23 protein-coding genes are annotated in these 24,582 nt (G+C 40.8%); 8 read left to right on the top strand and 15 right to left on the bottom strand.

Features of this window, described 5'->3' with window-relative positions:
- Positions 1–164: 164 nt before the first annotated feature.
- The 3 genes from recR to QJ048_RS03705 all read right to left on the bottom strand — a co-directional run bounded on the left by recR (position 165) and on the right by QJ048_RS03705 (position 5,798).
- On the bottom strand, positions 165–785 hold the full coding sequence (gene recR / locus QJ048_RS03715; protein ID WP_282332982.1) for a recombination mediator RecR: 621 nt from the start codon (positions 783–785) through the stop codon (positions 165–167).
- Positions 786–946: 161 nt separating this feature from the next.
- Complete coding sequence (locus QJ048_RS03710) at positions 947–2,386, bottom strand: Ig-like domain-containing domain (RefSeq protein WP_282332981.1); 1,440 nt, start codon at positions 2,384–2,386, stop codon at positions 947–949.
- Positions 2,387–2,651: 265 nt separating this feature from the next.
- The gene (locus tag QJ048_RS03705; RefSeq protein WP_282332980.1) at positions 2,652–5,798 is read right to left on the bottom strand and encodes an ATP-dependent helicase; all 3,147 of its coding nucleotides are present in this window, start codon (positions 5,796–5,798) and stop codon (positions 2,652–2,654) included.
- A 97-nt stretch (positions 5,799–5,895) separates the two neighbouring features.
- On the opposite strand from QJ048_RS03705, the gene QJ048_RS03700 reads away from it, so the two are divergent.
- The 3 genes from QJ048_RS03700 (at position 5,896) to QJ048_RS03690 (ending at position 7,915) form a co-directional block, all read left to right on the top strand.
- Positions 5,896–6,408 (top strand): SRPBCC family protein, encoded by a 513-nt coding sequence (locus QJ048_RS03700; protein ID WP_282332979.1) that lies wholly within the window; start codon positions 5,896–5,898, stop codon positions 6,406–6,408.
- A 214-nt stretch (positions 6,409–6,622) separates the two neighbouring features.
- Positions 6,623–7,414 carry a C1 family peptidase gene (locus QJ048_RS03695; RefSeq protein ID WP_282332978.1) on the top strand — a complete coding sequence of 264 codons (792 nt, stop codon included), beginning with the start codon at positions 6,623–6,625 and terminating at the stop codon, positions 7,412–7,414.
- Between the two features lie 201 nt (positions 7,415–7,615).
- The gene (locus QJ048_RS03690) at positions 7,616–7,915 is read left to right on the top strand and encodes a protease inhibitor I42 family protein (RefSeq protein ID WP_282332977.1); all 300 of its coding nucleotides are present in this window, start codon (positions 7,616–7,618) and stop codon (positions 7,913–7,915) included.
- Between the two features lie 82 nt (positions 7,916–7,997).
- Here QJ048_RS03690 and nth read toward each other — a convergent pair whose 3' ends face one another.
- The 12 genes from nth to ligA form a co-directional block, all read right to left on the bottom strand.
- On the bottom strand, positions 7,998–8,660 hold the full coding sequence (nth, locus tag QJ048_RS03685) for an endonuclease III (RefSeq protein WP_282332976.1): 663 nt from the start codon (positions 8,658–8,660) through the stop codon (positions 7,998–8,000).
- A gap of 204 nt (positions 8,661–8,864) precedes the next feature.
- Positions 8,865–9,095, bottom strand: coding sequence for a hypothetical protein (locus tag QJ048_RS03680; RefSeq protein WP_282332975.1), 231 nt, complete (start codon positions 9,093–9,095; stop codon positions 8,865–8,867).
- Between the two features lie 145 nt (positions 9,096–9,240).
- Complete coding sequence (locus QJ048_RS03675; RefSeq protein ID WP_282332974.1) at positions 9,241–9,537, bottom strand: FtsB family cell division protein; 297 nt, start codon at positions 9,535–9,537, stop codon at positions 9,241–9,243.
- Between the two features lie 224 nt (positions 9,538–9,761).
- A complete protein-coding gene (eno, locus tag QJ048_RS03670; RefSeq protein ID WP_282332973.1) occupies positions 9,762–11,051 on the bottom strand; it encodes a phosphopyruvate hydratase in 1,290 nt (429 codons plus the stop codon).
- 237 nt (positions 11,052–11,288) lie between these two features.
- Positions 11,289–12,230 (bottom strand): hypothetical protein, encoded by a 942-nt coding sequence (locus QJ048_RS03665; RefSeq protein ID WP_282332972.1) that lies wholly within the window; start codon positions 12,228–12,230, stop codon positions 11,289–11,291.
- Between the two features lie 55 nt (positions 12,231–12,285).
- Positions 12,286–13,191, bottom strand: coding sequence for a gliding motility-associated ABC transporter ATP-binding subunit GldA (gene gldA / locus QJ048_RS03660; protein WP_282332971.1), 906 nt, complete (start codon positions 13,189–13,191; stop codon positions 12,286–12,288).
- A gap of 150 nt (positions 13,192–13,341) precedes the next feature.
- Positions 13,342–13,977 (bottom strand): carbonic anhydrase, encoded by a 636-nt coding sequence (locus QJ048_RS03655; protein ID WP_282332970.1) that lies wholly within the window; start codon positions 13,975–13,977, stop codon positions 13,342–13,344.
- 285 nt (positions 13,978–14,262) lie between these two features.
- The gene (locus QJ048_RS03650; RefSeq protein ID WP_282332969.1) at positions 14,263–15,861 is read right to left on the bottom strand and encodes a SulP family inorganic anion transporter; all 1,599 of its coding nucleotides are present in this window, start codon (positions 15,859–15,861) and stop codon (positions 14,263–14,265) included.
- A gap of 250 nt (positions 15,862–16,111) precedes the next feature.
- A complete protein-coding gene (locus QJ048_RS03645) occupies positions 16,112–16,492 on the bottom strand; it encodes a hypothetical protein (RefSeq protein ID WP_282332968.1) in 381 nt (126 codons plus the stop codon).
- Between the two features lie 121 nt (positions 16,493–16,613).
- A complete protein-coding gene (locus tag QJ048_RS03640; RefSeq protein ID WP_282332967.1) occupies positions 16,614–17,219 on the bottom strand; it encodes a DUF2461 domain-containing protein in 606 nt (201 codons plus the stop codon).
- 241 nt (positions 17,220–17,460) lie between these two features.
- Positions 17,461–18,021, bottom strand: coding sequence for an NUMOD4 domain-containing protein (locus QJ048_RS03635; protein WP_217790253.1), 561 nt, complete (start codon positions 18,019–18,021; stop codon positions 17,461–17,463).
- A 52-nt stretch (positions 18,022–18,073) separates the two neighbouring features.
- Complete coding sequence (gene ligA, locus QJ048_RS03630) at positions 18,074–20,173, bottom strand: NAD-dependent DNA ligase LigA (RefSeq protein ID WP_282332966.1); 2,100 nt, start codon at positions 20,171–20,173, stop codon at positions 18,074–18,076.
- Between the two features lie 212 nt (positions 20,174–20,385).
- Here ligA and QJ048_RS03625 point away from each other — a divergent pair, with 212 nt between their 5' ends.
- The 5 genes from QJ048_RS03625 (at position 20,386) to tsf (ending at position 24,319) form a co-directional block, all read left to right on the top strand.
- Complete coding sequence (locus tag QJ048_RS03625) at positions 20,386–21,084, top strand: type 1 glutamine amidotransferase (protein WP_282332965.1); 699 nt, start codon at positions 20,386–20,388, stop codon at positions 21,082–21,084.
- A gap of 189 nt (positions 21,085–21,273) precedes the next feature.
- A complete protein-coding gene (gene rplM / locus QJ048_RS03620) occupies positions 21,274–21,717 on the top strand; it encodes a 50S ribosomal protein L13 (protein WP_282332964.1) in 444 nt (147 codons plus the stop codon).
- A gap of 42 nt (positions 21,718–21,759) precedes the next feature.
- On the top strand, positions 21,760–22,149 hold the full coding sequence (gene rpsI / locus QJ048_RS03615) for a 30S ribosomal protein S9 (RefSeq protein WP_217790257.1): 390 nt from the start codon (positions 21,760–21,762) through the stop codon (positions 22,147–22,149).
- Positions 22,150–22,286: 137 nt separating this feature from the next.
- A complete protein-coding gene (gene rpsB, locus QJ048_RS03610; RefSeq protein ID WP_282332963.1) occupies positions 22,287–23,174 on the top strand; it encodes a 30S ribosomal protein S2 in 888 nt (295 codons plus the stop codon).
- Positions 23,175–23,479: 305 nt separating this feature from the next.
- Positions 23,480–24,319 carry a translation elongation factor Ts gene (gene tsf, locus QJ048_RS03605; RefSeq protein WP_282332962.1) on the top strand — a complete coding sequence of 280 codons (840 nt, stop codon included), beginning with the start codon at positions 23,480–23,482 and terminating at the stop codon, positions 24,317–24,319.
- The last annotated feature ends 263 nt before the right edge of the window (positions 24,320–24,582 follow it).

The raw sequence follows: 24,582 nt of genomic DNA, 5'->3' as shown, positions 1-24,582 counted from the left end.
AGTTTTTCAAGCACTACGCAGGCCGAACAATAAACAAATCTGCCTGCAAAAGCAGGGCAAAGGTAATGAAAAGCTTTTGAAGATGCAAGGAAGCAATGAGTAAGCTATGTGGCCCGAGGTATAAGGTCTTAAAGAGAGCAAACTTAATACGCCTTACGCCTAAATTATCGTCCCGCCACATAGCTTTCCACCGGCAATCTGTTCTGCAGGCTTCGGGCAAGCGTCATTTCATCTGCATATTCCAATTCACCGCCGAAGGAGATGCCTCGTGCGATCGTGGTAACTTTTACGGGGAATGACTGTAATTTCTTTTGAATATAGTAGATCGTGGTATCGCCCTGGATATTTGGATTGAGGGCGAAAACGACCTCCTGCGTGTGCTCTTTTTGAATGCGGTTTACAAGTGTTTCGATGGTCAATTGATCCGGTCCGATGCCATCCAGCGGAGAAATAACACCACCCAATACGTGGTAAGTGCCATTGTATTGTTGTGTGCTTTCTATGGCGATTACATCGCGGATGTTTTCTACCACACAAATAATATCCTGCTTACGCATGCTATTGGCACAAATCGAACAGATATCTGCATCGGCAATGTTGCAGCAGCGTTGACAGAATTTAATTTCCTTACGCATTTTGGTTATAGAATCTCCAAAATGCTGCACGGCATCAGTGTCTTGTTTCAAAAGATGAAGCACCAGCCTCAAAGCTGTTTTTTTGCCAATGCCCGGTAATTTGGCAAATTCATTTACCGCGTTTTCCAATAAAGAAGAGGGGAGCTGCATAGCTGCAAAAGTACGAAATGCGGGACTGATTTATTGAATAATTGAATTATTGAGTGGCAAATAACTGAGTAACTGAATGACTGAATAACTGAGTGTTACGCGTGGAACGGTCATGCAGTTACTCAAGCGCTCAGTTATTCAATTATTCGGTTATTCAGCCATTACAGAATCACATCCACATCATTATCCCAATTTGCCTTCACCGTCAGCTTTTTCTTAATGGTCGTGGCTTTTTCCGGTTGTTTTTTCGTGCCAAAGAAGGAGCCCGTGTCCCATTTGCCGTTCTTGTTTTCGTCGTACACAACGCGTATCACGTACTCTCCCGGTAAAAAAAGTCTGGTTCTGAACTGGTTGGTTTCCAGCGGAGTAGAAAATTTTATTTTATCGTTTTGCAAAAGAACCAGCAAAGGTTTTTTTGCAAAATCAAGGTTGGTAAAGCGAAGACGAAGCGAACCGTATTCCTCTTTTTTCATTGTACGGAAGGAAACAGTGTCGTTTTTCGTAATGTATCTGCCGGTGCTGTCCTCCGCAAAATTTTTCATTAAAATAATGTGATAAGGCGTATCAGCGATCCATTTGTGGTGCAGCGTGAAATCTTTATTGCTAGTGTCGAGATTCAAAGTATAATCCCTGATCGGGCTGAAATCGCCACGAGTAAAAAGGAACTTTGCAGTGTCATATGTCTTAATCTGCGACTCAAAAGTAATTCTCAAACTATCAAGAATATCCTGTTTGCCATTGGCCAAAGACGTACTGAATTTTAATCTTTTATCCTCCTTGTTCTTGTCTTTCTCTTTTTGCGTTTGAACCTTTGGTACCGAGCTCGGCGTATATTTTTTGCTGGTATCTTCTGGTTCAAAAAACGCATATAATGTAACTGGTGCCGGCGGATTTTCTTCAGAGGTTACAATGTAGTTGTCGGAAAATGCAAAAATTTGTTTGTTGCCAAAATATCTTGCGGCGCCTTCATCCTTCCATGCGTATAAGGCAAAAGTGTCTGCCGGTAAATTCCGGAAAGTGAAGTATCCCGTTGAGTCTAGCCTTGTAACGTAGCTCGGGCGTTGTTTTGTTACCGCAGAATCCTCGCGGGTTTTGTACAGAAACACAGTCAGCGTACTATCTACATTTCCGGTTTCGGCAACGATTACCCTTCCGGAAAATGTGCTCTTGTCGAAATGATTTCCTGTTGTAAAGATGTAGGTGAAATGTTTTAGGATATTGCCCTCGTTAATATCGTGGATCGCATCGCCAAAGTCAAGTGTATAGGTTGTATTCGGCTGCAAGGTGTCTTTCAGGCGAACCGTTACGGTGCGTAGCTTATACTCCACATTGGGCATTGTTTTAGGATATGGCGAAACGATCAGGTTTTTCTGAACATCTTTTACTTCCACGTACTCGCTAAATTCAAAAACGATCTTTTTTTCGGTGAAGCCTTTTAGCGAATCTTTCGGCACGGCGCTTATTAAAACAGGAGGTAAGGAATCTCTCGCGCCTCCCGAGGGCGCTACAATTACAGCACAACTGCTGAATTGCCAGATGAATATAATAACTAATAGAAAGCTTACTATTATAGGGAATTTTATGTATTTAGTTGTTCGCATAATGAGCCGCAAACTTATAACGAAATTCTAATAGTTGGCACACGGATGACACGGATTGGACTGATTTACACGGATCTTTTAACACAATAATTGAATAGCAGGAGTGTTAAATGTTGTAACAAGCCTATAAATAGGTCATAAGTTATGCCATCCAGAACTGCATCAATCCGCTAACGGCCACATACTATCACAATATCCGTGTAAATCAGTTCAATCCGTGTCATCCCCGTCCGAACGACTTTAGACGGGCGGGCGTGTGTCAAAGTCATGCGTCTTCCTCATTAATTTCATGAAGTGCCACGGCCATATGATTATCTTTTACAAAATTGCACCAGTGGCATTCCTCTTTTCCGCAACCGGTATAAAAATCGCGCTGCTGGATTTTGTTCCATACGGTAACAATCTGGTGCGTTACAGTGGTAATATCCTGTGGTTGGATAACCACTTTTTTGCGCTGATATTCTTTCTTTTTATCTGGCTCAATAAAATCAAACTCTGTGCTGACAACGTTCCATTGTTTCTGCTGGTAGTTGTCAATAAGAATTTTATAGAAAACCGCCTGGCGCCAGTAGTCGCCACCATTCGGTTCTTTGTCGTTCGGTGCCAGCAGTTTTGTCCTTGCCTTATCAACATCGCCGGTTTTATAATCTACCACATTTACATTTTTTCCATCAAATTCGAGCTTGTCAAGTTTTCCTTTAAGTGGAATGCCTTGCACTGTAACATTTCGAATGTTGCGTTCGATGGCAACAATCTTGTTGAAGGTATATATGTAGGCTTCATAATAATTTGCCAACACGGTTTGCCCATATTCCATTCTGCGTGAAAACTGTTCCGGCGTAAAGTTTTCACGATGTCTGCGCATATACCATTCAAAGTCGCTGATGAATTCTTCTTTTGAAGGGAAATTGTTAGCCGGATCCAGCTGCATTTTTTCAAACAATCGTTGCAAAGCATGGTGAACAGATGAACCAAATTCGGTAGCTTCTGATTTACCTGAAGGCACACGAACAAGGTTTTGAAAATAGAAACGCAACGGACATGCGAGATAATTACTAAGGGCAGTAACGTTCATTACGAATTTATCGAGCAGGTTGCTCACAAAATCATCCTCCATTTTAGAGATCTCTGGTTGCAGGGATTCGCCAAATTGCAGTATAGAGAATTCTGCGAGTACATCATCACTTACAAAAACTTTTTGCACAGGCAGTGCGTGCACCTCTTGTATTTCGGCAATAAATTGAGATGGCTCCAGTTCCTTGCCATCATTTTTAAAACGACTGTAGGAAATAAAAAGATGTTGTTCAGCACGGGTCAGCGCCACATAGAAAAGGCGTCGCAATTCTTCTTCGTCGTTTTGTATGGGTTGGGAAGAGAACATCGTGTCCGGCATGCTGAACCCGCCGCCGGGCCTTCTTTTTCTTTCCCAGAACGTAGCATTACAACCTACAAAAAATACATGTTCAAACTCAAGTCCCTTTGAGCCGTGAGCTGTCATAAGATTCACGCCTTTGTCACTGCCGCTTACCTGTGTTAATGGCAAGGTAATCTTCTCCTTTTTCATCAGGTCAATCACGTTTACCAATTGTGCGAGCGACATTGTAGGATAACGTTTGGTTTCTTCCTTTACAAAATCAAACAATACGTTCACCACCTGGAAGAGCCAGATCTTTTCAGGACTTTTCATGATAAATGATAAAACTCCTGCTTCGCGAATAATATTCTCAAAAAGGGTTTGGATGGTCACATTTGGAACATCGCCTATTAGTTTTTCGATTACGCGGCTTGCGGTTTTTAATCCCTGGTGTAACTGAGGTGTGAACAGGTCTCTTGGCGGCTGTGTTGCTTTTTCATTTAGCAGTCTTCTTAAAGAAGTTTTGTTGTTGCCAAACTGACTTTCGGACACTTCAATGCTAAGCTTTGCGATTTCCAGCGGAGGAATGCTGAACCAGTCGAAATGCAATATCTCGAATAACATTTCATCACCACCATAGGGAATGTCGTGCTCTGCTGCGAGATATTGAAACAACAGAATTATTTTTTGCGCCAGCGGAATATCAAACACGTTCAGACTACGCTTACTGTATACAGGAATATTGCGCAGTTTGAGATATTGTGTAAGTTCTTCGCCGTACCTGTTTTCTTTATAAATAATGCCGATCCTGCCTGGCACAACGCCTTCTGCCATCAGCTGTTGTACTTGCAGCGTTATATCCATCATTTCCTGGCGCTGCGTTTCATATTCTCTAATGATGGGCAGATGCAGCAATTGCTGAAGTCTGGCGTTGGCAGATAAAAGTTCTTTACTCAAACCGTCGATCTGCAGCACCAGTCTCTCATTGTTATTGCCAATAAGTGTTTTGGAAATATCAAGAATCGGCTGTGTAGAGCGATAATTATTGGTCAGCACAACCGTTAACAGATCATGTTTGTATGCGTCTGCAAAGGTTAGCATGTTCTCTACGTTCGCGCCCTGAAAGCGGTAAATACTCTGGTCGTCATCACCCACTACAAAAACGTTTGGCTTGTCCCAGTAGTTGATTAGTAGCGAAACAAGTTTGTTTTGTGTACCGCTGGTATCCTGGTACTCATCTACGAGTATGTATTGATATTGCTCCTGGTATTTAAGCAGCAGGTTTTTGTTTTCTTCAAAAGCCCGGATCACCCAATTGATCATGTCGTCAAAGTCATAGCGGTTGCGGTTGCGCATTAGCTTTTGAAAATTTTCAAACTCACCCACGGCCGCACGCAGCTTTTCCATTTTTTCTTTTTCTTCGGCTATTTTATCTGTACGTACGTCTCCCTTCTTAAATTCTTTTGTGGCACGTTTAGCAACGTATTCGTCACGTGTTGGAAGATCAGTTATGTATTCATCTATTTTTTGCGAAATAAATTCATATGTCCAGCCTTCGCGTTTCATGGTGCTGAAGAGCGACTGCAAATTTTTTATTTCGAAATACACGTCGCCACGATAGCGCTTTAGCAAATGGTCCTTCGGAAATGCATCGATAAGATCTTTAAACAATTCGATCCTCTCCAGATCGGAAATGGGATCGAGTGAAGTCTTTTCAAACAGTGAAAGATTTTCCTGTATTACATCATTGCAAAAAGCATGGAATGTGTAAATATTCACCTTATATGCATCTGCGCCTATGAAAGTGAGCAGGCGCTTGCGCATGGCAACAACGCCCGCATCGGTATAGGTAAGACACAGAATGTTTTCTGGTCGTGCATCTGTGTCCATCAGTATTTTGGCGATTCTCGCACTTAAGATCTGGGTTTTACCAGTGCCGGGTCCGGCAATAACCATTACCGGCCCTTCTATATTATCTACGGCTAATTTCTGTTGCTGGTTAAGCTTATTGTATTCCTCAATAAACTTCATTTCGAGTTGTTCGCGAAAGCTTGACATTCTATAAAATTAACGCTCAAAAACGTAAAAAAATCAATGTGCATATTCTTTTAACGGGGTGCGAAAATTGTAGTTTTAACTTTATTATCTTTTTAAAATGGCAGTCTATTCTTTAAAGTCGGTTCAAACTATTCCCGCATCTGTGGAAGCGTTGTGGAACTTTTTTTCCGACCCGGAGAAACTGCCTGTTATTACGCCACCAAACCTTGGCTTTAAAATTATTTCGAAACATCATGGGGATCGCTTGTATGCAGGACAAATTATTGAGTACATTGTAAAACCTGTTCTCAAAATTCCGCTATACTGGATGACAGAAATTACACATGTTGAGCTTCACAAATATTTTGTGGATGAACAACGCCATGGACCATATAGTTTCTGGCACCACCAGCATTTTTTTAATGCTGTAAAAGACGGCGTTGAAATGACGGATATTGTTCATTACAAACTGCCTTTTGGTTTTATTGGAAATTGGGCAAATGCTTTACTGGTTCAAAAATCGCTTCGTGAAATTTTTGCTTATCGCTATCAAAAAATTGAAGAGATATATGGCAAATGGCCGTCGCAGCTGATGTCCATCAGTTTTCATAAAACAACAAAAAGTGCATAAATAATGGAAGATAGCTATTGACAAAGCCTGGGCCTTCGTATTATCTTTGTTTGCTGCCGAACCTTTTGTGATTTATTTGGTTATCTTTTTAGCTAAGGTAGCCGACTAACAATTTATCTCCCTCTATTACAACCGCTCCCTAGACTTGTTTTTAATCTATCCCCATGTTTGCTCAATCAAAACAAAATCTATTAAACCATTAAACTGAGATTCCATGGCAACAAAAAAATCTGCCGCTAAGCCTGCCTATGGTTTTGGTTGGCTACCTGATCTACCAGATCAGAGGGACGTACTGTACTCCGCACCGTTAACCATTATCCGGAAGCTGCCTGCAAAAGCAGATCTGCGCTCCCAATGTCCACCCGTTTATGACCAGGGACAATTGGGAAGTTGCACTGCCAATGCATTAGGCGGCGCATTTCAATTTGGACAAATGAAGCAAAAAAAGAAAGGCTTCATGCCATCTCGTTTGTTTATTTATTACAATGAAAGGGTGCTCAATAATTCCGTAAACTCCGATAGCGGGGCGTTCATCCGTGATGGTATTAAAACATTGAATAAACAAGGCGTTTGTCCTGAGAAAGAATGGACCTATGATGATGACAATTCTCCGGGCGCAAAATTCTCCAAAAAGCCACCTGTCAAATGTTATACAGACGCCTCTAAAAATCAGATAACAAGCTACCAGCGCCTTGTAAACACAAACCTTTTCCAGCTGCAATCATGCATTTCTGAAGGCTATCCGTTTGTATTTGGTTTTACAGTGTATCAAAGCTTTATGAACATAGGAAAAGATGGTATGATGCCAATGCCTAAAACTACGGAAAGTGTATTGGGCGGCCACGCAGTAATGGCCGTTGGTTATGATGCAACAAAGCAGGTTTTCATCGTCAGAAACTCATGGGGCCCAAGCTGGGCAGTAAAAGGCTATTTCTACATGCCATTTGCGTATATAACCGATGCCAACAAGGCGGATGACTTTTGGACAATAAGAATGGTGGAATAAAATTTTATTAAATAAGGTAACTATGCTCAACCGGGCAAATTGCTTAGTTGTAAAGTGTACATAAGTAGGGTACTACTAAATGTTGAAAAGTTTCCCTTTTTTAACCATTTAAACCTTGATGTAGGTACACGTATAGTCAAAAATCCGGTGAATTTAGGTTGGCCGGATTTTTTTATTTGTACTGGTCTAAAATACACTCATATGGCTGGTGAAAATATATCGATGAACGTGAACGATACTAAAACGATCACATTGTCCGGAGGCGGCACAACGGGTTATAGCTGGAGCTTTAAAGCAGTGCCGGATGGCGTAGTAAAAGTTTCCTCAATGCCAAAGGCAGAAACGGCAGGTAGCAAAGGGCCGGTCGGCGGAACAAACGATGATGTTTTTTCCATAACTGCTATAGCAAAAGGAAGCGCAACTGTTACTTTTAATTTTGGCAGAAATTGGGAGGACAAGGAACCGAAGAAGACGAATATTTACCAGATAAGTGTTGAATAACTGAGTAACTGAATGGTTGAATAATTGAATACCTGTACGAATTCAAGGCATTCAGTTATTCAGTTACTCGGTTATTCAGTTATTACCCTATCGCCTTCACCCCGGGCTTCACATTTTTCTGATAATACTTACAAACTGGTTTCAATCCACATTCATCACATTTAGGGGTGCGGGCAATGCAAATATATCTTCCATGCAAAATGAGCCAGTGGTGGGCTATATGCACCAATTCCTTTGGAATGAATTCGAGTAATTGTTTTTCTGTGGCCAAAGGCGTAGTTGCATTAAGCGTCAATCCTATTCTTGCCGCCACGCGAAAAACATGCGTATCCACCGCCATGTTTGGTTGATTGTCTACTACGGAAGTAATCACATTTGCTGTTTTTCTTCCAACACCAGGCAATTCCACCAATTCTTCAACGGTCATAGGAATTTCTCCGTGAAATTTATCTACCACCATTTTTGCCATCCCGATAAGATGTTTCGTTTTATTGTTAGGGTAGGAAATACTTCGTATCAGCGGAAACAATTCATCAAAAGTGGCGTGAGACAAAGCTTCCACATCCGGATATTCTTCAAAAATAGCCGGCGTCGTCATGTTCACCCTTTTATCTGTGCACTGTGCCGATAATATAACAGCCACCAATAGCTGGTACGGATTATCATAGATCAGTTCCGTTTCAGCATTGGGTGCATGTTGCTTAAAATAATCAAGTACGAAGGCATATCGTTCTTTGCGAGTCATGAAAGCAAGATAATTGAAAATTGAAAATGGAAAGTTGAAAATGTAGGGGCGAATCGCATTTGCCCTTCCGGCGTTAGTTGAGAGTTGTATTTCTTTGCGTCTTTTGTACTTAGCCTTTGCGTGAAATCCCTTGCGTGAAAGGCAAAAAAAATCGCCATGACCTCACTTGTCACGGCGACTTTTTTACATTTTATTGCTAAAGAATCAGGCAGTTTCTGCCATAACTTCTTTCGCGTAATTAAGCACATTCTCGACAGCTTCTTTGCGTGGAGAAACGGTGTTTACAACAATACCTTCCATACTTTCTTGTAAAGTGCGGAGAGTTTCCTGTAAAGACCAATCTTCAGATAACGCTTTTTCGATAGCCGCGGTGTGCTCTGGAGAAGTTTCTTTGTACAAATACAATAAAATGTCTTCAGGTGTAAAACTTTTCATTAGCAAACCATTTAAAGTCCAGTAATAAAATCTTCCGAAGTGTCCAGTTTCGGAATTAGTCCGTGTTTAAAACGCCTTTAGGATAAAGTTATTGCCTTTTTTTCAATATTTTTTGGAAAATAGGAGCCTAACTCCTATGTATGAGCTATTTATTAATTATAAAAAGATCCTCGCTGTCGCGTTTCATGAAGTATTTCTCCCTTGCATACTTTTCCAGGGTGGCAGGATTTGCCTTAAGTTCCTCTAGTTCTGCCTTGGTAAGGTCGATTTGCTCCTGGTAATACAATTCACTCTTTTGCAGCTGTTTAAGCTCGTTTGGCTGGCGGAAATGGGTTGTGATAATATCCCTGTCGTCAAAAAAAATCATCCAAATGACAAAACCAAGTACGGTAAGTGCATACTTATTCTTGATCCAGGATGGTATTTTGTCAAGCAGAGCCATGGGAGATTTGAGATTTGAGATTTGAAATTGAGTGCCGGCTTCTCTTATGGCGGTAAATGTAATAAGTTTTAAGTAATGAGTTATGAGTTGTGGGTAAAAAGTAGTGAGTTTTAAGTTCTGATTTGGAGTTGTGGATAACAGGGGTTTCTAAAAAAGAAATGAGTTTTAAGCCAGAGCGTCGCCACTCAAAACTCAAAACTCATTACTCAAAACTTATAGCCTGATTATCTTCCGAATTTCAGCTTCTTGCCAGGGTAAATAGCAGTTTCAGCTAAAACTTCTTCGATTCTTATCAATTGGTTGTATTTAGCCATACGGTCGGTACGGCTTGCAGAACCGGTTTTAATTTGACCGCAATTCAAAGCAACTGCAAGATCAGCGATAGTTGTATCTTCTGTCTCACCGCTTCTGTGGCTCATGATCGTGTTGTAACCAGCATGCTGAGCAAGGGTAACCGCATTGATAGTTTCAGTAATGCTACCGATCTGGTTAACTTTTACCAGCAAACCGTTTGCGATTTTTTTATCGATACCTTGTTGAAGGCGCTCTACGTTTGTTACGAAAAGGTCATCACCAACCAGCTGGCATTTGCTACCAACAAGGTCAGTCAGCATTTTCCAACCGTTCCAGTCGTCTTCTGCCATACCATCTTCGATTGAAGCGATAGGGTAATCTTTCACCCATTTTTCCCAATATTTAGCCAGTTGTTCGCTGGTCATTTCTTTTCCATCAGATTTATGGAAAACGTATTTTTTCTTTTTAGCATCCCACAATTCGCTATTTGCAGCGTCCATAGCGATCATGATTTGTGAACCTGTTTTGTAACCTGCAGCCTGGATAGCTGTCAATACAGTTTCAATAGCTTCTTCATTGCTTTGGATGTTTGGAGCGAAACCACCTTCATCACCAACGTTAGTGCTGTAACCTTTCTTTTTCAAAACGGTTTTCAAAGCGTGGAAAATTTCTACGCCCCAACGAAGGCCTTCGCTGAAGTCAGGAGCGCCAACAGGCATGATCATGAATTCCTGAAAGTCGATTTTGTTATCAGCGTGTGCACCACCGTTAAGGATGTTCATCATAGGTACAGGTAAAGTTTTTGCGTTTGTACCACCGATGTAACGGTAAAGAGGCAGACCAGCTTCCTGAGCACCTGCTTTTGCAACAGCCATACTAACGGCCAGGATAGCATTAGCACCCAGTTTGCCTTTATTTGGAGTACCGTCAAGGTCAATCATTAGTTGGTCGATGCCAGCCTGGTCGTTAACTTCCAAACCTAACAATTCGCTTGCGATTATATCGTTTACATTTTTTACAGCTTTCAATACACCTTTACCAACATATTTCTTTTTGTCGTTGTCGCGTAATTCTACTGCTTCGTGAACACCAGTGCTGGCGCCACTTGGAACTGCGGCACGGCCAACCGCACCTTCGTCTGTAGTAACATCAACTTCAACTGTAGGATTGCCGCGGCTATCCAATATCTGGCGGGCGTGAACTTCTGTAATGTAGCTCATAATGTAATGTCGTTTGAAATTTGAGATTTTAAAAAATGTTTACCATTTGATAAACTGCTTGCAAATCTATTGAACTTTTCGTGGAGTTTATTGAAGAAAATTCCGAAAAGATCATGAAATAACTATTAAATGTTATGGTGGGGGATGACAGTTGTCAGTTGTTGGTAGTTGTTCGTTGGCAGTAAAGGCCGCCTGCCGCTAATGATTTAACCAGAACCAATGTTAGCTTCAGTGCTTTTAGTCGAAGTCTTCATAAATGCTATAGTCTTCAAGCAATGATTTGAATTTTAGCTCCTCTGCTTTCCAATGCTTATCTTTTTTTAACTTTTGGATGATCAATGCTTCAATTTCACTGTCTCTAAATTTGAGTAGTTCATCTATCGTCCTGTAATAGTCAGAAAAACCAGTTTTTCCGTAGTCCGGTTTTCTTAAATAAATTATTAAGGACTGTTTTATTTTTTCATAATTGTCGGCTCGATACCATGTACATAAATAAAATAACGCTTCCTTATTTCCTTTGTTAAAAGCCAAATCTTCAATTCTTTTTTTATAAGAAGCAGGATAAACTCTATTTTCCAAAGCTCTTGTCATTAGGAGCCAATAAGAGTTTTCATTATATAAAATCACACTATCAAGTTGTAGAAGCAGGGGATCTTTAGCTTTTAATTTGTCATCTATGCTGCTCCAATATCGGTGATATAATTCACTCGAAATAGGATCAACAGACCTCAAACAGCCACTAAAAGTGAATACTGTTTTATTTGTTTTTATGAATTGAGCAAAAATTGTCGGCAGTTTAGAATATGATTTGTCAGCAAGTGCCCACGCGGCATAACACTCAACAGTATTGTTGGTGTCCTTAGTTAAGGTTAGTAACTCTTGAAGGCTTGCTATTTTCTTTAATTGCAGGAAATTTTGATAGTTCTCACTTTCCATTCCTGCCCAACCCACATGTTCTTGCTGAACTTCATTTATGTAAGCTATTCTCTTTACTATCTTGTCAAGCGTGTCAGACTTTTTTTCGGCCGAAGTTGTGCCGAACCTTGTAATAGTCGAAATTGTTGGTTTTTCTTTTCGTCCGGCCTTGCTTTTAGGTTGCCAGCAAAAGAAAAAGGAAAGGAAAAGAAATATGTTTCCGAATGTAGGTTTCATTTTGTAATGGCGTTTTTGCAGTATCACCCCATCATAAATGTACTGAACTCTCCACTCTCCACTTTCAATTCTCAACTTAGCGCTACCCCTGCGTCAAACTCCTGAACACATCTTCCAAACTTTGGCCACCGCTTTGAAGGGATGTTATGTTTAAGTTGTTTTGCAGCGCTAGTTCCAGCAATTGTTTCTTTGCTTCGTTAACGTCGGTTGCAGTTAGCAGCCACTCGCTGGTATTTACTTTTGTAATTGTTTGAATGGCACTCAGGCGACGCAGCCATTCATCTTCCAGTGATTCTTTAAAGCTTACGCGAATGGAGTTGTCATTGTTTTGTTTGCGCAGGTTTTGAACGCTGTCATCGGCAATCAGTTTGCCTTTGTTTATAATAATTACGCGATCGCAAATGGCTTCTACTTCTTGTAGTATATGCGAAGAAAAAATAACGGTTTTGTTTTCCCCCAATTGTTTGATCACTTCTCTTATCTCGATGATCTGGTTCGGGTCAAGACCTGTAGTCGGCTCGTCGAGAATCAACACTTCCGGATCGTGTAACAAAGCAGCGGCAAGACCCACACGCTGTTTGTACCCTTTGGAGAGTTGCCCGATTTTCTTATTGCTTTCCGGGGTTAAACCAACGGTAGCAATGGCTTTTTCGATCGCTTCTTTTTTATTGGAAACCTGATGTACACCAGCGGTGAAGTCAAGATATTCCCTTACATACATGTCGTAGTACAAAGGATTGGCCTCCGGCAAATAGCCTATTTTCTTTTTAACTTCCAATGGATTTTGGCGAACATCAATATTGCTAACGGTTACTTTACCGGCATCGGCCTGCAAGTATCCGGTAATGATTTTCATTGTGGTAGATTTTCCCGCACCATTAGGTCCAAGAAAACCAACTATTTCACCCTTGTTTAATGAAAATGAAATATCATTAACTGCTTTCTGCTCGCCATATTTTTTAACCAGTCCGCTAACCTGAATTGACATTGGAAGGAAGTATTTGGCGCAAAATACGGAAATAGTGGATAGTTGAGAATGGAGAGTTGAGAGTTGAAGTGAAAAGGTAGGTTGCCGGTAACTAGCTACTGACAACCTGCCAACTAACTCTCAACACTCCACTTTCAATTCTCAACTATACTAAGATTGATCATACTCGTACAACGGATCAATATGTGTACCTGCCTCCATTTCAAAAACGGGTTTAATAATGCCGTCTTTAAGGCCGTACACCCATCCGTGCAAATGCGGAGCCTGTCTTTCAGCCCAGGCTTTCTGAATGATGGATGTTTTTGCAAGATTCATTACCTGCTCTTGTACGTTCAATTCCGTTAATCTATCCAGGCGTGGCTCCTCGTCCTTGATCGCATCAAGCTCATCTTTATGAAGCCTGTATACATCTTTAATATTACGTAGCCACATGTTCAGCACTTGTTTGTAATCTGTTGTAGTAGTGGCCGCTTTTACGCCGCCGCAGCCATAGTGCCCGCAAACGATGACATGTCTTACTTTCAAATGTACCACAGCGTATTCCAGCACCGACAACAAGTTCACATCTGTGTTAATCACCAGGTTTGCAATGTTGCGGTGTACAAATATTTCTCCAGGCTGGGTTCCGGTAATTTCATTCGCCGGTACGCGGCTGTCACTACAACCGATCCACAAAAACTCTGGCGTTTGTAAATGTGCCAACCTGTCAAAAAACTCAGGATCCTTCTCTACTTGCTCTGCTGCCCAACCTTTGTTCTCTAACAATAATTTTTCGTAAGCTTTCATATTTCTATCTCTGTTTTTTTGGTTTGCTATGTTAAAGTTAAACATTGCAAACAGGTTTTGTTATCCGAATGTTTAAGATGATTGATTTAATTAATAGTTAATAAGTGGCTTTAATTAAGAATTATGAATTAAGAATTGTTTCTGCGCGACATTTAATCATGAAAATGAATTTCAGGAAGGTTGAAAAATAATCGCGGTATTGTCCGTCGTCCATGAATGTCAGGTTAAATCAAGTATTTCCCACCTGAAGAATTCTTAATTCTTAATTCCCAGTTCTTAATTGCATCAGTGTACTAACTCCACTGTTTCTTTTGACACAAACACCGTTGCTTGTACCGGTTCAAAGCCTTGTGTTTTATACTGACTTCTTTTTAATTCTACTCTTATGTTTTTCAGTTTCGCATGCTTCATAAAGTCTTCTATTACTTCAACAATTTCTTTGTCGATAAAGTCTGCTCTTGTAGCGTCGATCAGTACAGCAGAGTTTTCAGGAACCAGTTCCAGCTTGCTTTTTATAATGGGTTTGTTGAGGAACGAAACGTCTTTTCTTAGTCGGAAAAGATATTTGTTGTCGTCATTTACCACAAACACAGCAGATTTGAAATTGCTTCTCAAAACAAACACAAAGCCTACCAAACAACCTACAAGGATACCGATCAAAAGATCTGTCAGCAGGATCGCACCGATAGTGATAACAAAGGGTAAAAACTGATCCCAACCTTTTTGAAAAAGAGCCTTGAATATAGAAGGTTTTGCCAACTTAAAACCTGTGTACACCAGAACACCGGCCAAGGCAGGTAAAGGAATTTTGTTCAAAATGCCGGGTATAAACGCAACGCTTAACAGCAATAACATACCGTGCATAATAGTGGCAAGTTTGGTTTTGCCACCAGCATTTACGTTTGCTGATGAACGTACGATTACCGAAGTAACGGGAAGACCGCCCAACAGGCCCGATACAATATTGCCTATTCCTTGTGCTTTTAGTTCTCTATTGGGCGGCGACACCCTCTTCAATGGATCTACTTTATCGGTCGCTTCAAGATTTAATAAGGTTTCAAGACTTGCCACGATAGCCAGAGTGGCAGCGGTTTTCCACACTTCAAAACTGGTGAGGTAAGAAAAATTTGGAAAAGAAAAGAATGAGAAAAACGCATCTGCACTTGCTGCCACCGGAATGTTTACCAGGTTTTTGCTGGCTAACGCATATGCCGGAGAATATTTGATGAACAACTCGTTGATGGATGTTCCCACAAGCACTACAATCAAAGCCGATGGAATAAGTTTCAGCGCTTTTGATTTTTTTGCGAGCACATTGTCCCATACAATTTGTATCAATAAGGACAATATTCCGATTCCCAAAGCGAGCGGCAGGAACCATTTAGAAGACATGATGATTTCAGAAAAGGTGTTTTTACCATCTGCCTGTTTAAATGCTTCGTCACCTTCGAAATCTGCATGATAGCCTACCAGGTGAGGAATTTGTTTTAAAATAAGAATGATACCAATAGCAGCGAGCATTCCCTTGATAACAGAAGATGGAATATAATCTCCAAGGAAACCTGCTTTTAAAAAGCCGAACAATAACTGGAACAAACCAGCAATCACTACTGAAACAAGAAAGACGTCAAATGCTGGCAGTTTGCCAATGGCAGCAGCCACAATGGCCGTCAGCCCTGCAGCCGGACCGCTAACGCTAAGTTGTGAACCACTGAAAATACCAACCACGATACCACCGGCAATGCCGGCAATGAGGCCTGAAAATAACGGGGCATTAGAGCCTAATGCGATTCCCAAACACAATGGCAGCGCCACTAGAAAGATCACAATAGAGGACGCAAAATCCGAAGGAAAAAAGCTGAAAACACTTTTTTTCGAAGTCATAATAAACGGGTTAAATAGTAAAGTATGTATATGTATATGCAGCCGGATAACCCCTTACTGATTGGCATCAGAGGTAAGCACACCCATGTATAGTGATCCACGTTTTAAGCAATTGAATACAGCAACGGAACCGCATGTGTATTGCGATTCGTACAGACAATGCATGCATTGTCTGTACTGTGCCATTTTCAATAGCAGGCAAACATGTGCAATCAGTAAAGAGATTGATCCGGTAAGATGATTGAAGAAACTAAGCTAGATCGGGAGGTTGTGCGTGCAGTTGAGCGTAATTTTTTCCGATATAGAAAAGATAAAGATGTCCGTGATGGGACTTACTTGACTCGATATTTGTATTAACTACAAAATGATTTTCGTGAAGATATTCCTCATTCATGCTGTTGGAAACGGAGGACTGGTGACACTTTTCTTCTTCTGTGTTGGGCAATGGGCGATCCGCTTTTTTGGTTGTTTGATTGTTAGCGGAACCCTGCGCAATCTTTGACTTCACCGCCATTTTGGTACTGTAAAGAAAAGAGTTGCTCACCGTAAGAAAACTAAGAACGAGCAGCATGAAAACCGCGGAAACAATGTTTCGCGTATTCCATAATTGTATGTGTTTTCTTCTGCTCACTATATGTTTGGCCTACAAAAATAGGGGATTATTAAACTTTTTTAAAGTTATAGCTATATTAATTATTCAAGACTGCGGTTAATGAAATCTATCACAGGCTTGAGCGTAGTAAATGCATCGCCTAGTTTTTTACCAATGCTTTGGAAGTGACATCGTTATCCGCAACGTTGTGCAAACCTACAAGGCTTTTAAGTTTCAGGTACTCTGCTGCGGGATTGTCTTTATCATAATCGCGGGGCACCTTGGCAAGAGTGTATTCAGCGTCACGGCTCAAATCACCATAAACGCTTGTGAACTTTTTGTTTTGTACAATGCCTTTGAATTCATCCCAGCAGTAATCAATTTCCTGGCGAACTTTTTTTAGTTCAGCTGGTTGAGGCATCCACAAACCGCCGCCAACAAAACTTTTGCCTGGCTCGCAATGAAAGTAATAACCTGCATACGCAGATTTTTTTCCACCCCTCACAATATAAGCACCCATGTTGGTTTTGTATGGCGTTTTGTCTTTTGAAAACCTGATATCCCTGTTGATGCGAAAGGTGCAATCCTTTGGCTTCAACAAAGAAATCTCCTCATCATCTTTACCAATCATAGCAATCAATTGCTCTACCAGATTTTCAAAATCCTGTTTCGCCTCGTCATACAAAGCACGATTCTTATCAAACCATTCCTTGCTATTGTTCTTTTGTAGTTTGCTCAAAAAAGAGAGTGTGTTTTCTGAAAGCATGAACCGAAGTTAATTTGAAAATTTGAAGATTTGAAAATTTGAAAATGCAGGAAGTGAGCGTATTATTATTCAAAAAAGTCAGTTCTGTGAGTATACAACCAATTTGACGATGAAAGAAAATTTGAAGTTCTGAAGATGCGAGGTTCATTTAAAATACTTGACTTGTCTATAGTTCGAAAAAAAGATGTGGTAATTCGAAATGGAAACCCATTTCAAATCACCACATCTTCAAATTTTCAAATTATATCCTCGCCCAATTCTCACCACTCTTAATTCTGTACAGTGTCATTTCGGTAACACCATATTTATCGGCAAGTTGTTTAATGGTAAGCTTTCTGTTTTTACTGGCAAGAATCGTTTTAATACTTCTTACCTGTGTAGCGTTTAGTTTAAGGCCGTTGGTCCTGTTTGCCTGCACCTTCTTATAGGCAAGCTTTGCAGGGCTCTTTTGCTGGTGCTCTATCATTTCATCCAGAGTGGCCCAGGCAAGATTTTTAATGGAGTTATCTGTTTTGTTATGGTTCACATGTATCACATATTTATGTTTTGGCGAAGGCTTTTTCATGAACAGCTTCGCAAGCTCCCTGTGTACATATAAGGTACCGTTACTATCGGGTCGATGTAAATTAAGTGTCTTATACCCTGTTGTTAAAGACCCGGTAAGTATTTTACCGTCCTCCTGTAACTTGTCTGTATAGCTAGCAATGCGGCCGTGAGAAGAAAGGGCATATTTTCTGCGCAATAGTTTCCAGCCCGTAAACTGTAGGGGCTTCCATTCCTCTCCGGAAAGTAACTTAATCATCTCCGAGGTTTTTTAAGTTAAAAAATGACAACAAAATTGAGAAATGTAGAATTTATTTAGTTGTCAAAAGGGTCAAAAACTCATCTTCGGTGATTATATGAACAGAGGGTATTTTCTTAGCCTTCTCCAGTTTTGATCCTGCGTCCTCTCCAACTACCAAATAATTCAGCTTGCTACTTACACCACTCACAATTTTGCCACCGTTCCTTTCGACCATTTCTTCCGCTTCGCTTCGTTTCAATTTAATTAACGTTCCTGTAAACAAAAAGGTTTGCGAATTAAGGTTGCCTTCAATAATTTCTTTCTTTTTTGTGTTATGTAAGTTAACACCTGCCTGTTCCAGCTCATGAAGCATCTTGAGATTATCTTCATTGTGAAAGAAATGATAAATACTGGTAGCAACTTTTATTCCCACATCCTCGAGTTGTTGCAGGTCCTCGATTGATTTCTCCTGTAGCGCCGGTAAATAAGTGGAGTGCATTGCCAAGGCCTTGGCTGTGGTTTCGCCAACATACCGTATACCCAAGGCGGTTATAAGACGGTGCAGTGGTTGTATTTTAGAAGTTTCTATCGCAGATTGAAGATTGGTAATGGATTTTTCGCCAAAGCCTTCCATTTCCCTTATCTTATCAAAAGGCAAATTATAAATCGAAGGAATGTCTTTTAAGAAGCCCAGCTCGTAAAACTTACGCACATTCGATTCTCCCAAGCTTCTGATGTCCATGGCATCCTTACTTACAAAATGTATGATTCTTTCCACCACTTGTGCCGGACATTCAATGTTAATACACCGCCAAACCGCTTCACCTTCTTCTTTGGTTAAGGCCGAGTGGCAAACAGGACAGGTTTTAGGAAAATGAATCGTCTTTTCATCGCCCTTGCGTAGCTCTGCTAACGACTTTACAATTTGTGGAATTACGTCACCAGCTCTTTCAATAAGAACACTATCGCCTATTTTAAGGTCCTTGTCTTTTATGTAATCTTCATTATGTATAGAGATGCTGGAAACCGTAACACCACCGATAGCAACAGGATCAAGCTTGGCAACAGGTGTAACCGCGCCGGTTCTGCCCACCTGGAACTCAACACCACGAAGCTTTGTAGTGGCTTGCCTTGCCTTAAATTTAAAAGCAATGGCCCAACGCGGGTGGTGCGTCGTCATGCCCAATTTTTCCTGCAGCTCAATCTCATTCACTTTTATCACCATGCCGTCCACTTCATAAGGAAGATCATCACGCTTACTTTCAAACTCATGACAATAATCTATCACGCCTTGAATGCCTTTAAATATCTTCTTTTCCTTGTTAGGACTTCTAAAGCCAAGGTTCCAAAGCATTTCAAGGGATCCGCTGTGTGTATTTAGCGGATCATTTTTTTCGTTGTGTTCTTTATTTCTTGTGTAGTAGCTAACATTATAAAGAAAGGCTTCCAGCTTTCTTTTTCTCACTTCGCCAGGATCTTTAATGCGCAAGGAGCCCGCAGCCGCATTCCGGGGGTTGGCCAGCGGAGGTAAGCCGTTTTCAGCAAGCCCATCGTTATACGCTTTAAAATTTGCTTTTGTTAACATCACCTCGCCGCGAATTTCAATTTGCTGAATATCGTGTTCAGAAAAACGCGCAGCCAACGGAACCGACTTGATCTGTTTGATATTGGTCGTAATGTCATCGCCGGCCACTCCATCGCCGCGGGTAGCACCACGCACGAGCAAGTCATTTTCATAAATAAGAGAGATGCTGGCACCGTCAAACTTAGGTTCCACGCAATATTCAATCACGTCTGCTTTGCCCAGTTCTCTTGCCTTGCGGTCCCAATCCAATAAATCATCTGCGTTATACGAGTTCTCCAAAGACAACATAGGAACAAGGTGCTGTACTGTTGGAAAATCTTTTGTAAGTCCTTTGGCCACGCGTTGCGTAGGAGAATCCGGAGTTATAAGTGACTGATCTTTTGCTTCAATTTCTTCCAATGCCTTATATAACTGATCATATTCGTAGTCGGCCACCAAAGGATCGTTTGCTATATAGTAACGGTATTCGTGAAAGCGAAGTACGTTTCTTAGCTGCTCAATATTCTTTGCTGTAATGGCTTGCAGATGCTGCAATAAGTCTTTGGTGGCCTGTTGAAGAGTTTTAGTTTGTTCGTTGGTATACATAGTCTAAAAATGCTGGCGGTAAAAATAGTAATAGTTGTTACTTGATAGTTGTTTGAATTTCTTTCTGTTATTTTTTTATAGAAAATGATCATTGAACGACCGGCAACTGGGAACCAGTTAACTGTCACAAACATTAACAACCAAAAAATTGAATAACTAGTTTAAATTTACGTCTACTTCTATCAACTAACAACGACCAACAAGCAACTTCAATGCGCATACACTACATACAACACGTTCCATTTGAAGAGATAGGTTATGTACAAGAATGGATGGCTGAAAACAATATCGAAGTTTCTGCTACGAAAATTTGGGAATCGGCAACATTTCCTTCCCTGGGGGATTTTGATGGAGTAGTGATTATGGGCGGACCAATGGGCGTGTATGAAGAAGAGCTATACGAATGGCTGGCGTCAGAAAAAACTTTCATTAAATATGCCATAGGCTCAGGCAAAAAAGTAATGGGCATTTGCCTTGGCTCACAGTTGATCGCTTCGGTGTTGGGAGCGAATGTTTATCCAAATAGTGACAAGGAAATCGGTTGGTTTGATGTTTCAGTAAACTCTGGACTGAATATTTGGCTGGGAAAAGATGTAGAGGTGGCATTCACAACCTTCCACTGGCATGGAGATACTTTTGACCTACCGGCCGGCTGCGTTAATCACATAACTTCCGCCGCCTGCCAAAATCAATTTTTTACTTATGGGGAAAATGTAGCAGCCATTCAGTTTCATCCCGAAGCAACTCCGGAAACTGTTGTTTCGATGGTTGAAAACTGTTCAGATGAGCTGGAGCCAGATAAATTTGTGCAGTCCGCAGCCGAAATAAAGCAAAAAGCCACCGAAAATAACTTTTCAATCAGCCATCAATTTCTCTCCAAAGTCTTGAACAGGCTATTTTTGCAGAAATAAAGCCTGATTTTACTGGTTTTGCGCGGGTGTTATTTTTTATTGTAAAAAGTTTTATTGAAAATCAATTTGTTGCAAACGTCTCTGTAAAAATACTTTCTGAAAAGCTTTGAAAAATGACCTCATTGTGGCTACCTTTGCAGCCATTTTAAATAATTCGGTGGGATAGCGCCGATAAAAAATTTTCAAACAATGAGTCATTTACATTTCACAACCAAACATGCGAACGAGGCTACTGTACAACGCAATTGGTTCGTTGTAGACGGTACTAATCAAACCGTTGGTCGTATGTGCGCTAGAATTGCTGCGGTATTGCGCGGTAAAAACAAAGCGTATTACACTCCTCACGTTGACTGTGGTGATTACGTAATCATCATCAACGCTGATAAAGTTGTTTTCACAGGTAACAAACTGGAAGACAAAACTTACATCAACTTTAGTGGTTACCCAGGTGGTAAAAAAGAAGAAACAGCGAAAAACCTGTTGAAACGCCGTCCTGATGCGCTTCTTGAAAGAGCGGTAAAAGGTATGTTGCCTAAAAACCGTTTGGGCCGCAAAATGGTGAAGAAATTATTTGTGTACGCGGGAGATCAACATCCTCACACTGCACAGCAACCTAAAGAATTGAAATTCTAATCTCAATTCAAACTAAATTTTAAATTTTCAAATTTCCCATAAATGGAAAAGCAAAAAATCGGATTAGGTCGTCGTAAAGAAGCTGTGACACGCGTATTCCTTAGCAAAGGCGAAGGCAAGATCATAGTTAACGATAAAGACTATAAAGTATATTTTCCTTTGGTTTACCTGCAAAACCAGGTAGAACTTCCTTTTAAAACTATCGAAGCTGCTGATAAATTTGATGTTAAAATCAACGCAACTGGTGGTGGTGTTAAAGGTCAGGCAGAAGCAGCAAAACTGGGTATCGCCCGCGCTTTGCTCGAAGTAAACCCTGAATACCGTCCTGCTTTGAAAGCTGCTGGTTTATTGAAGCGTGACCCACGTGGTGTTGAACGTAAAAAACCAGGTCGTAAAAAAGCACGTCGTAGCTACCAATTCAGCAAACGTTAATACACAATGTGGAAAATTTGAAAATGTGGAAATGTGCAAATGAAATCTTTCATTTTGTACTCTCTGCAAAAAACAGGAAGTCCGGCATTTTCAAATTTTCAAATTTTCAAATTTTCAAATTCACAAATTAAATTATAATGGAAAATAATACTTCCTTACAGCAGCAACTTCTTGATGCAGGCGTGCACTTCGGTCACCTGAAAAAGAAGTGGAATCCAAAGATGTTGCCTTACATCTTTGCTGAAAAGAAAGGTATTCACATCATTGATCTTAATAAAACAACTGAAGCCCTTCAGGAAGCAGCAGCAGCAATGAAACAAATTGCACGCAGCGGCAAAAAGATCATGTTCGTAGGTACAAAAAAACAAGCTAAAGAAATCGTTACAGAATGTGCTAAGAAAATCAACATGCCATTCGTAACTGAGCGTTGGTTAGGTGGTATGCTTACAAACTTCAACACTGTTCGTAAGAGCGTTAAGAAAATGCAGAGCATTGAGAAAATGTTGAACGACGGTACCCTGGACAGCATCACTAAAAAAGAGCGTTTAACTTTAAGTCGCGATAGAGAAAAAATGGAAAAAGTATTAGGCGGTATCGCTCAATTGGGTCGTGTACCAGCTGCTTTGTTCATCATCGATATCGGACACGAGCACATCGCTTTAGCTGAAGCAAAACGCCTTGGCATCACTACATTTGGTATGGTAGACACAAACTGCGATCCAAATAAAGTTGACTTCGCTATTCCTTCAAACGATGACGCTACCAAATCTATCGCAATCATCTCTAACTTCATCGCTGCTGCTATCGCGGAAGGTCTTGCTGAAAGACAAGCTGCTAAAGACGAAGATGTTGAAGAAGTAGATAACGAAGCAGAAAGAAAAGCTGCACGTTTGCAAGCTGAAGCAGAAGCAGAAAGCGGCCGTGGTGGTCGTGGTAAAGGTGGCCCTGGTGCTGGCGGCGGACAACAAAAACGTCGTGTTCCAGGTGGTGCTAGCCGCAGAACAGGTGGCCCTGCAGGAAGATAATTCTGCACTGTATTTGCCCCTATAGATACAAAAGTTACAGGTGTTTGTTTTTCGCAAACACCTGCTACTATAAAATTAAGCAAGTGTGTTACCCAGCCGAAGTACGTTGATCGTCTTTTGTTGCGTCGCACACTTGTACTTTAGTTCATTGAGGAGCTTTTAAGGATTATTTAATTGAGAATGTCGCTTTGTGATCCAACAAATGCACAACTTGCATCCGGATTTTCAAACAGCATTTTCCCCGCCTGAATAACATCAGTCGGGCAGGAAATTTTCAAATTATCACATTTTCAAATTAGTAAATTATGTCAACTGCAACAATTACAGCTGCTGATATTAATAAGCTGCGCCAGGCAACAGGTGCAGGTATGATGGATTGTCGTAAAGCTTTAACAGAATCTAACGGTGATTTTGAAGCTGCTATCGACTGGTTGCGTAAGAAAGGTGCTAAAGTTGCTGCTCTGCGTGGCGACCGCGAAGCAAAAGAAGGTGTTGTTCTTGCTAAAACAACTGCAGACAACAAAACAGGTATCGCTCTTTGCGTAAGCTGCGAAACTGACTTCGTTAGTAAAAATGCTGACTTCGTAGCTTTCGCTCAAAGCATCATGGATGCTGCGATCGAAAACAACGTAAAGTCTGTTGACGAATTAAACAACGTAACTATCGGCGGTGCTAAAATTGCCGATATGGTAAACGATAAATTGGCTAGTATCGGTGAAAAAATCGGTATCTCTAAATTCGAAAGAATTGATGCTGATTTCGTATCTGCTTACATCCACGGTGCAAACCGTCTATCTGTATTGGTTGGTATGAACAAAGAAGCTGCTGAAGCTGGGAAAGATGTAGCAATGCAAATCGCTGCGATGAACCCTGTAGCTGTTGATCCGGATGCAGTACCTGCTGATGTAGTAGCAAGAGAAAAAGCAATCATTACAGAGCAAGTTGCTGCTGATCCTAAAATGGCTGGCAAACCTGCTGAAATGATCAACAAAATTGCTGAAGGTAAATTGACAGCGTTCTTCAAAGAAAGTACATTGCTTGCGCAGCCTTTCGTAAAAGATGGCGGAAAAAGCGTTAACGATTATTTGAAAAGCGTTGACAGCAACCTGAAAGTTATTTCTTTCAAACGCGTAGCTCTTGGATAATTCCAATCGCGAACACGATATATAAAAGAGGCTCCGAAGAAATTCGGAGCTTTTTTTTGTAATAACTGAGTAACTGAATGACTGAATAACTGAGTGGTTCAAGGTTAGTTTTGCATTTCAACATTCAACCGCTCAATTATTCAGTCATTCAGTTACTCAGTTATTATTTCTTCCCCAGTCCTGCTCTGCAAGGCTTGCAGCAATATTCAATCGTCTCCGACGATAACAATATTGCCGGAGGCAATAAAATAAAACAGCAAGGC

This window comes from Pinibacter soli (genome assembly GCF_029961145.1).
Classification (GTDB): domain Bacteria; phylum Bacteroidota; class Bacteroidia; order Chitinophagales; family Chitinophagaceae; genus Pinibacter; species Pinibacter soli.
The sequence above is the reverse complement of the archived record's forward strand: the minus strand, read 5'-3'. Positions and strand labels throughout refer to the sequence as shown.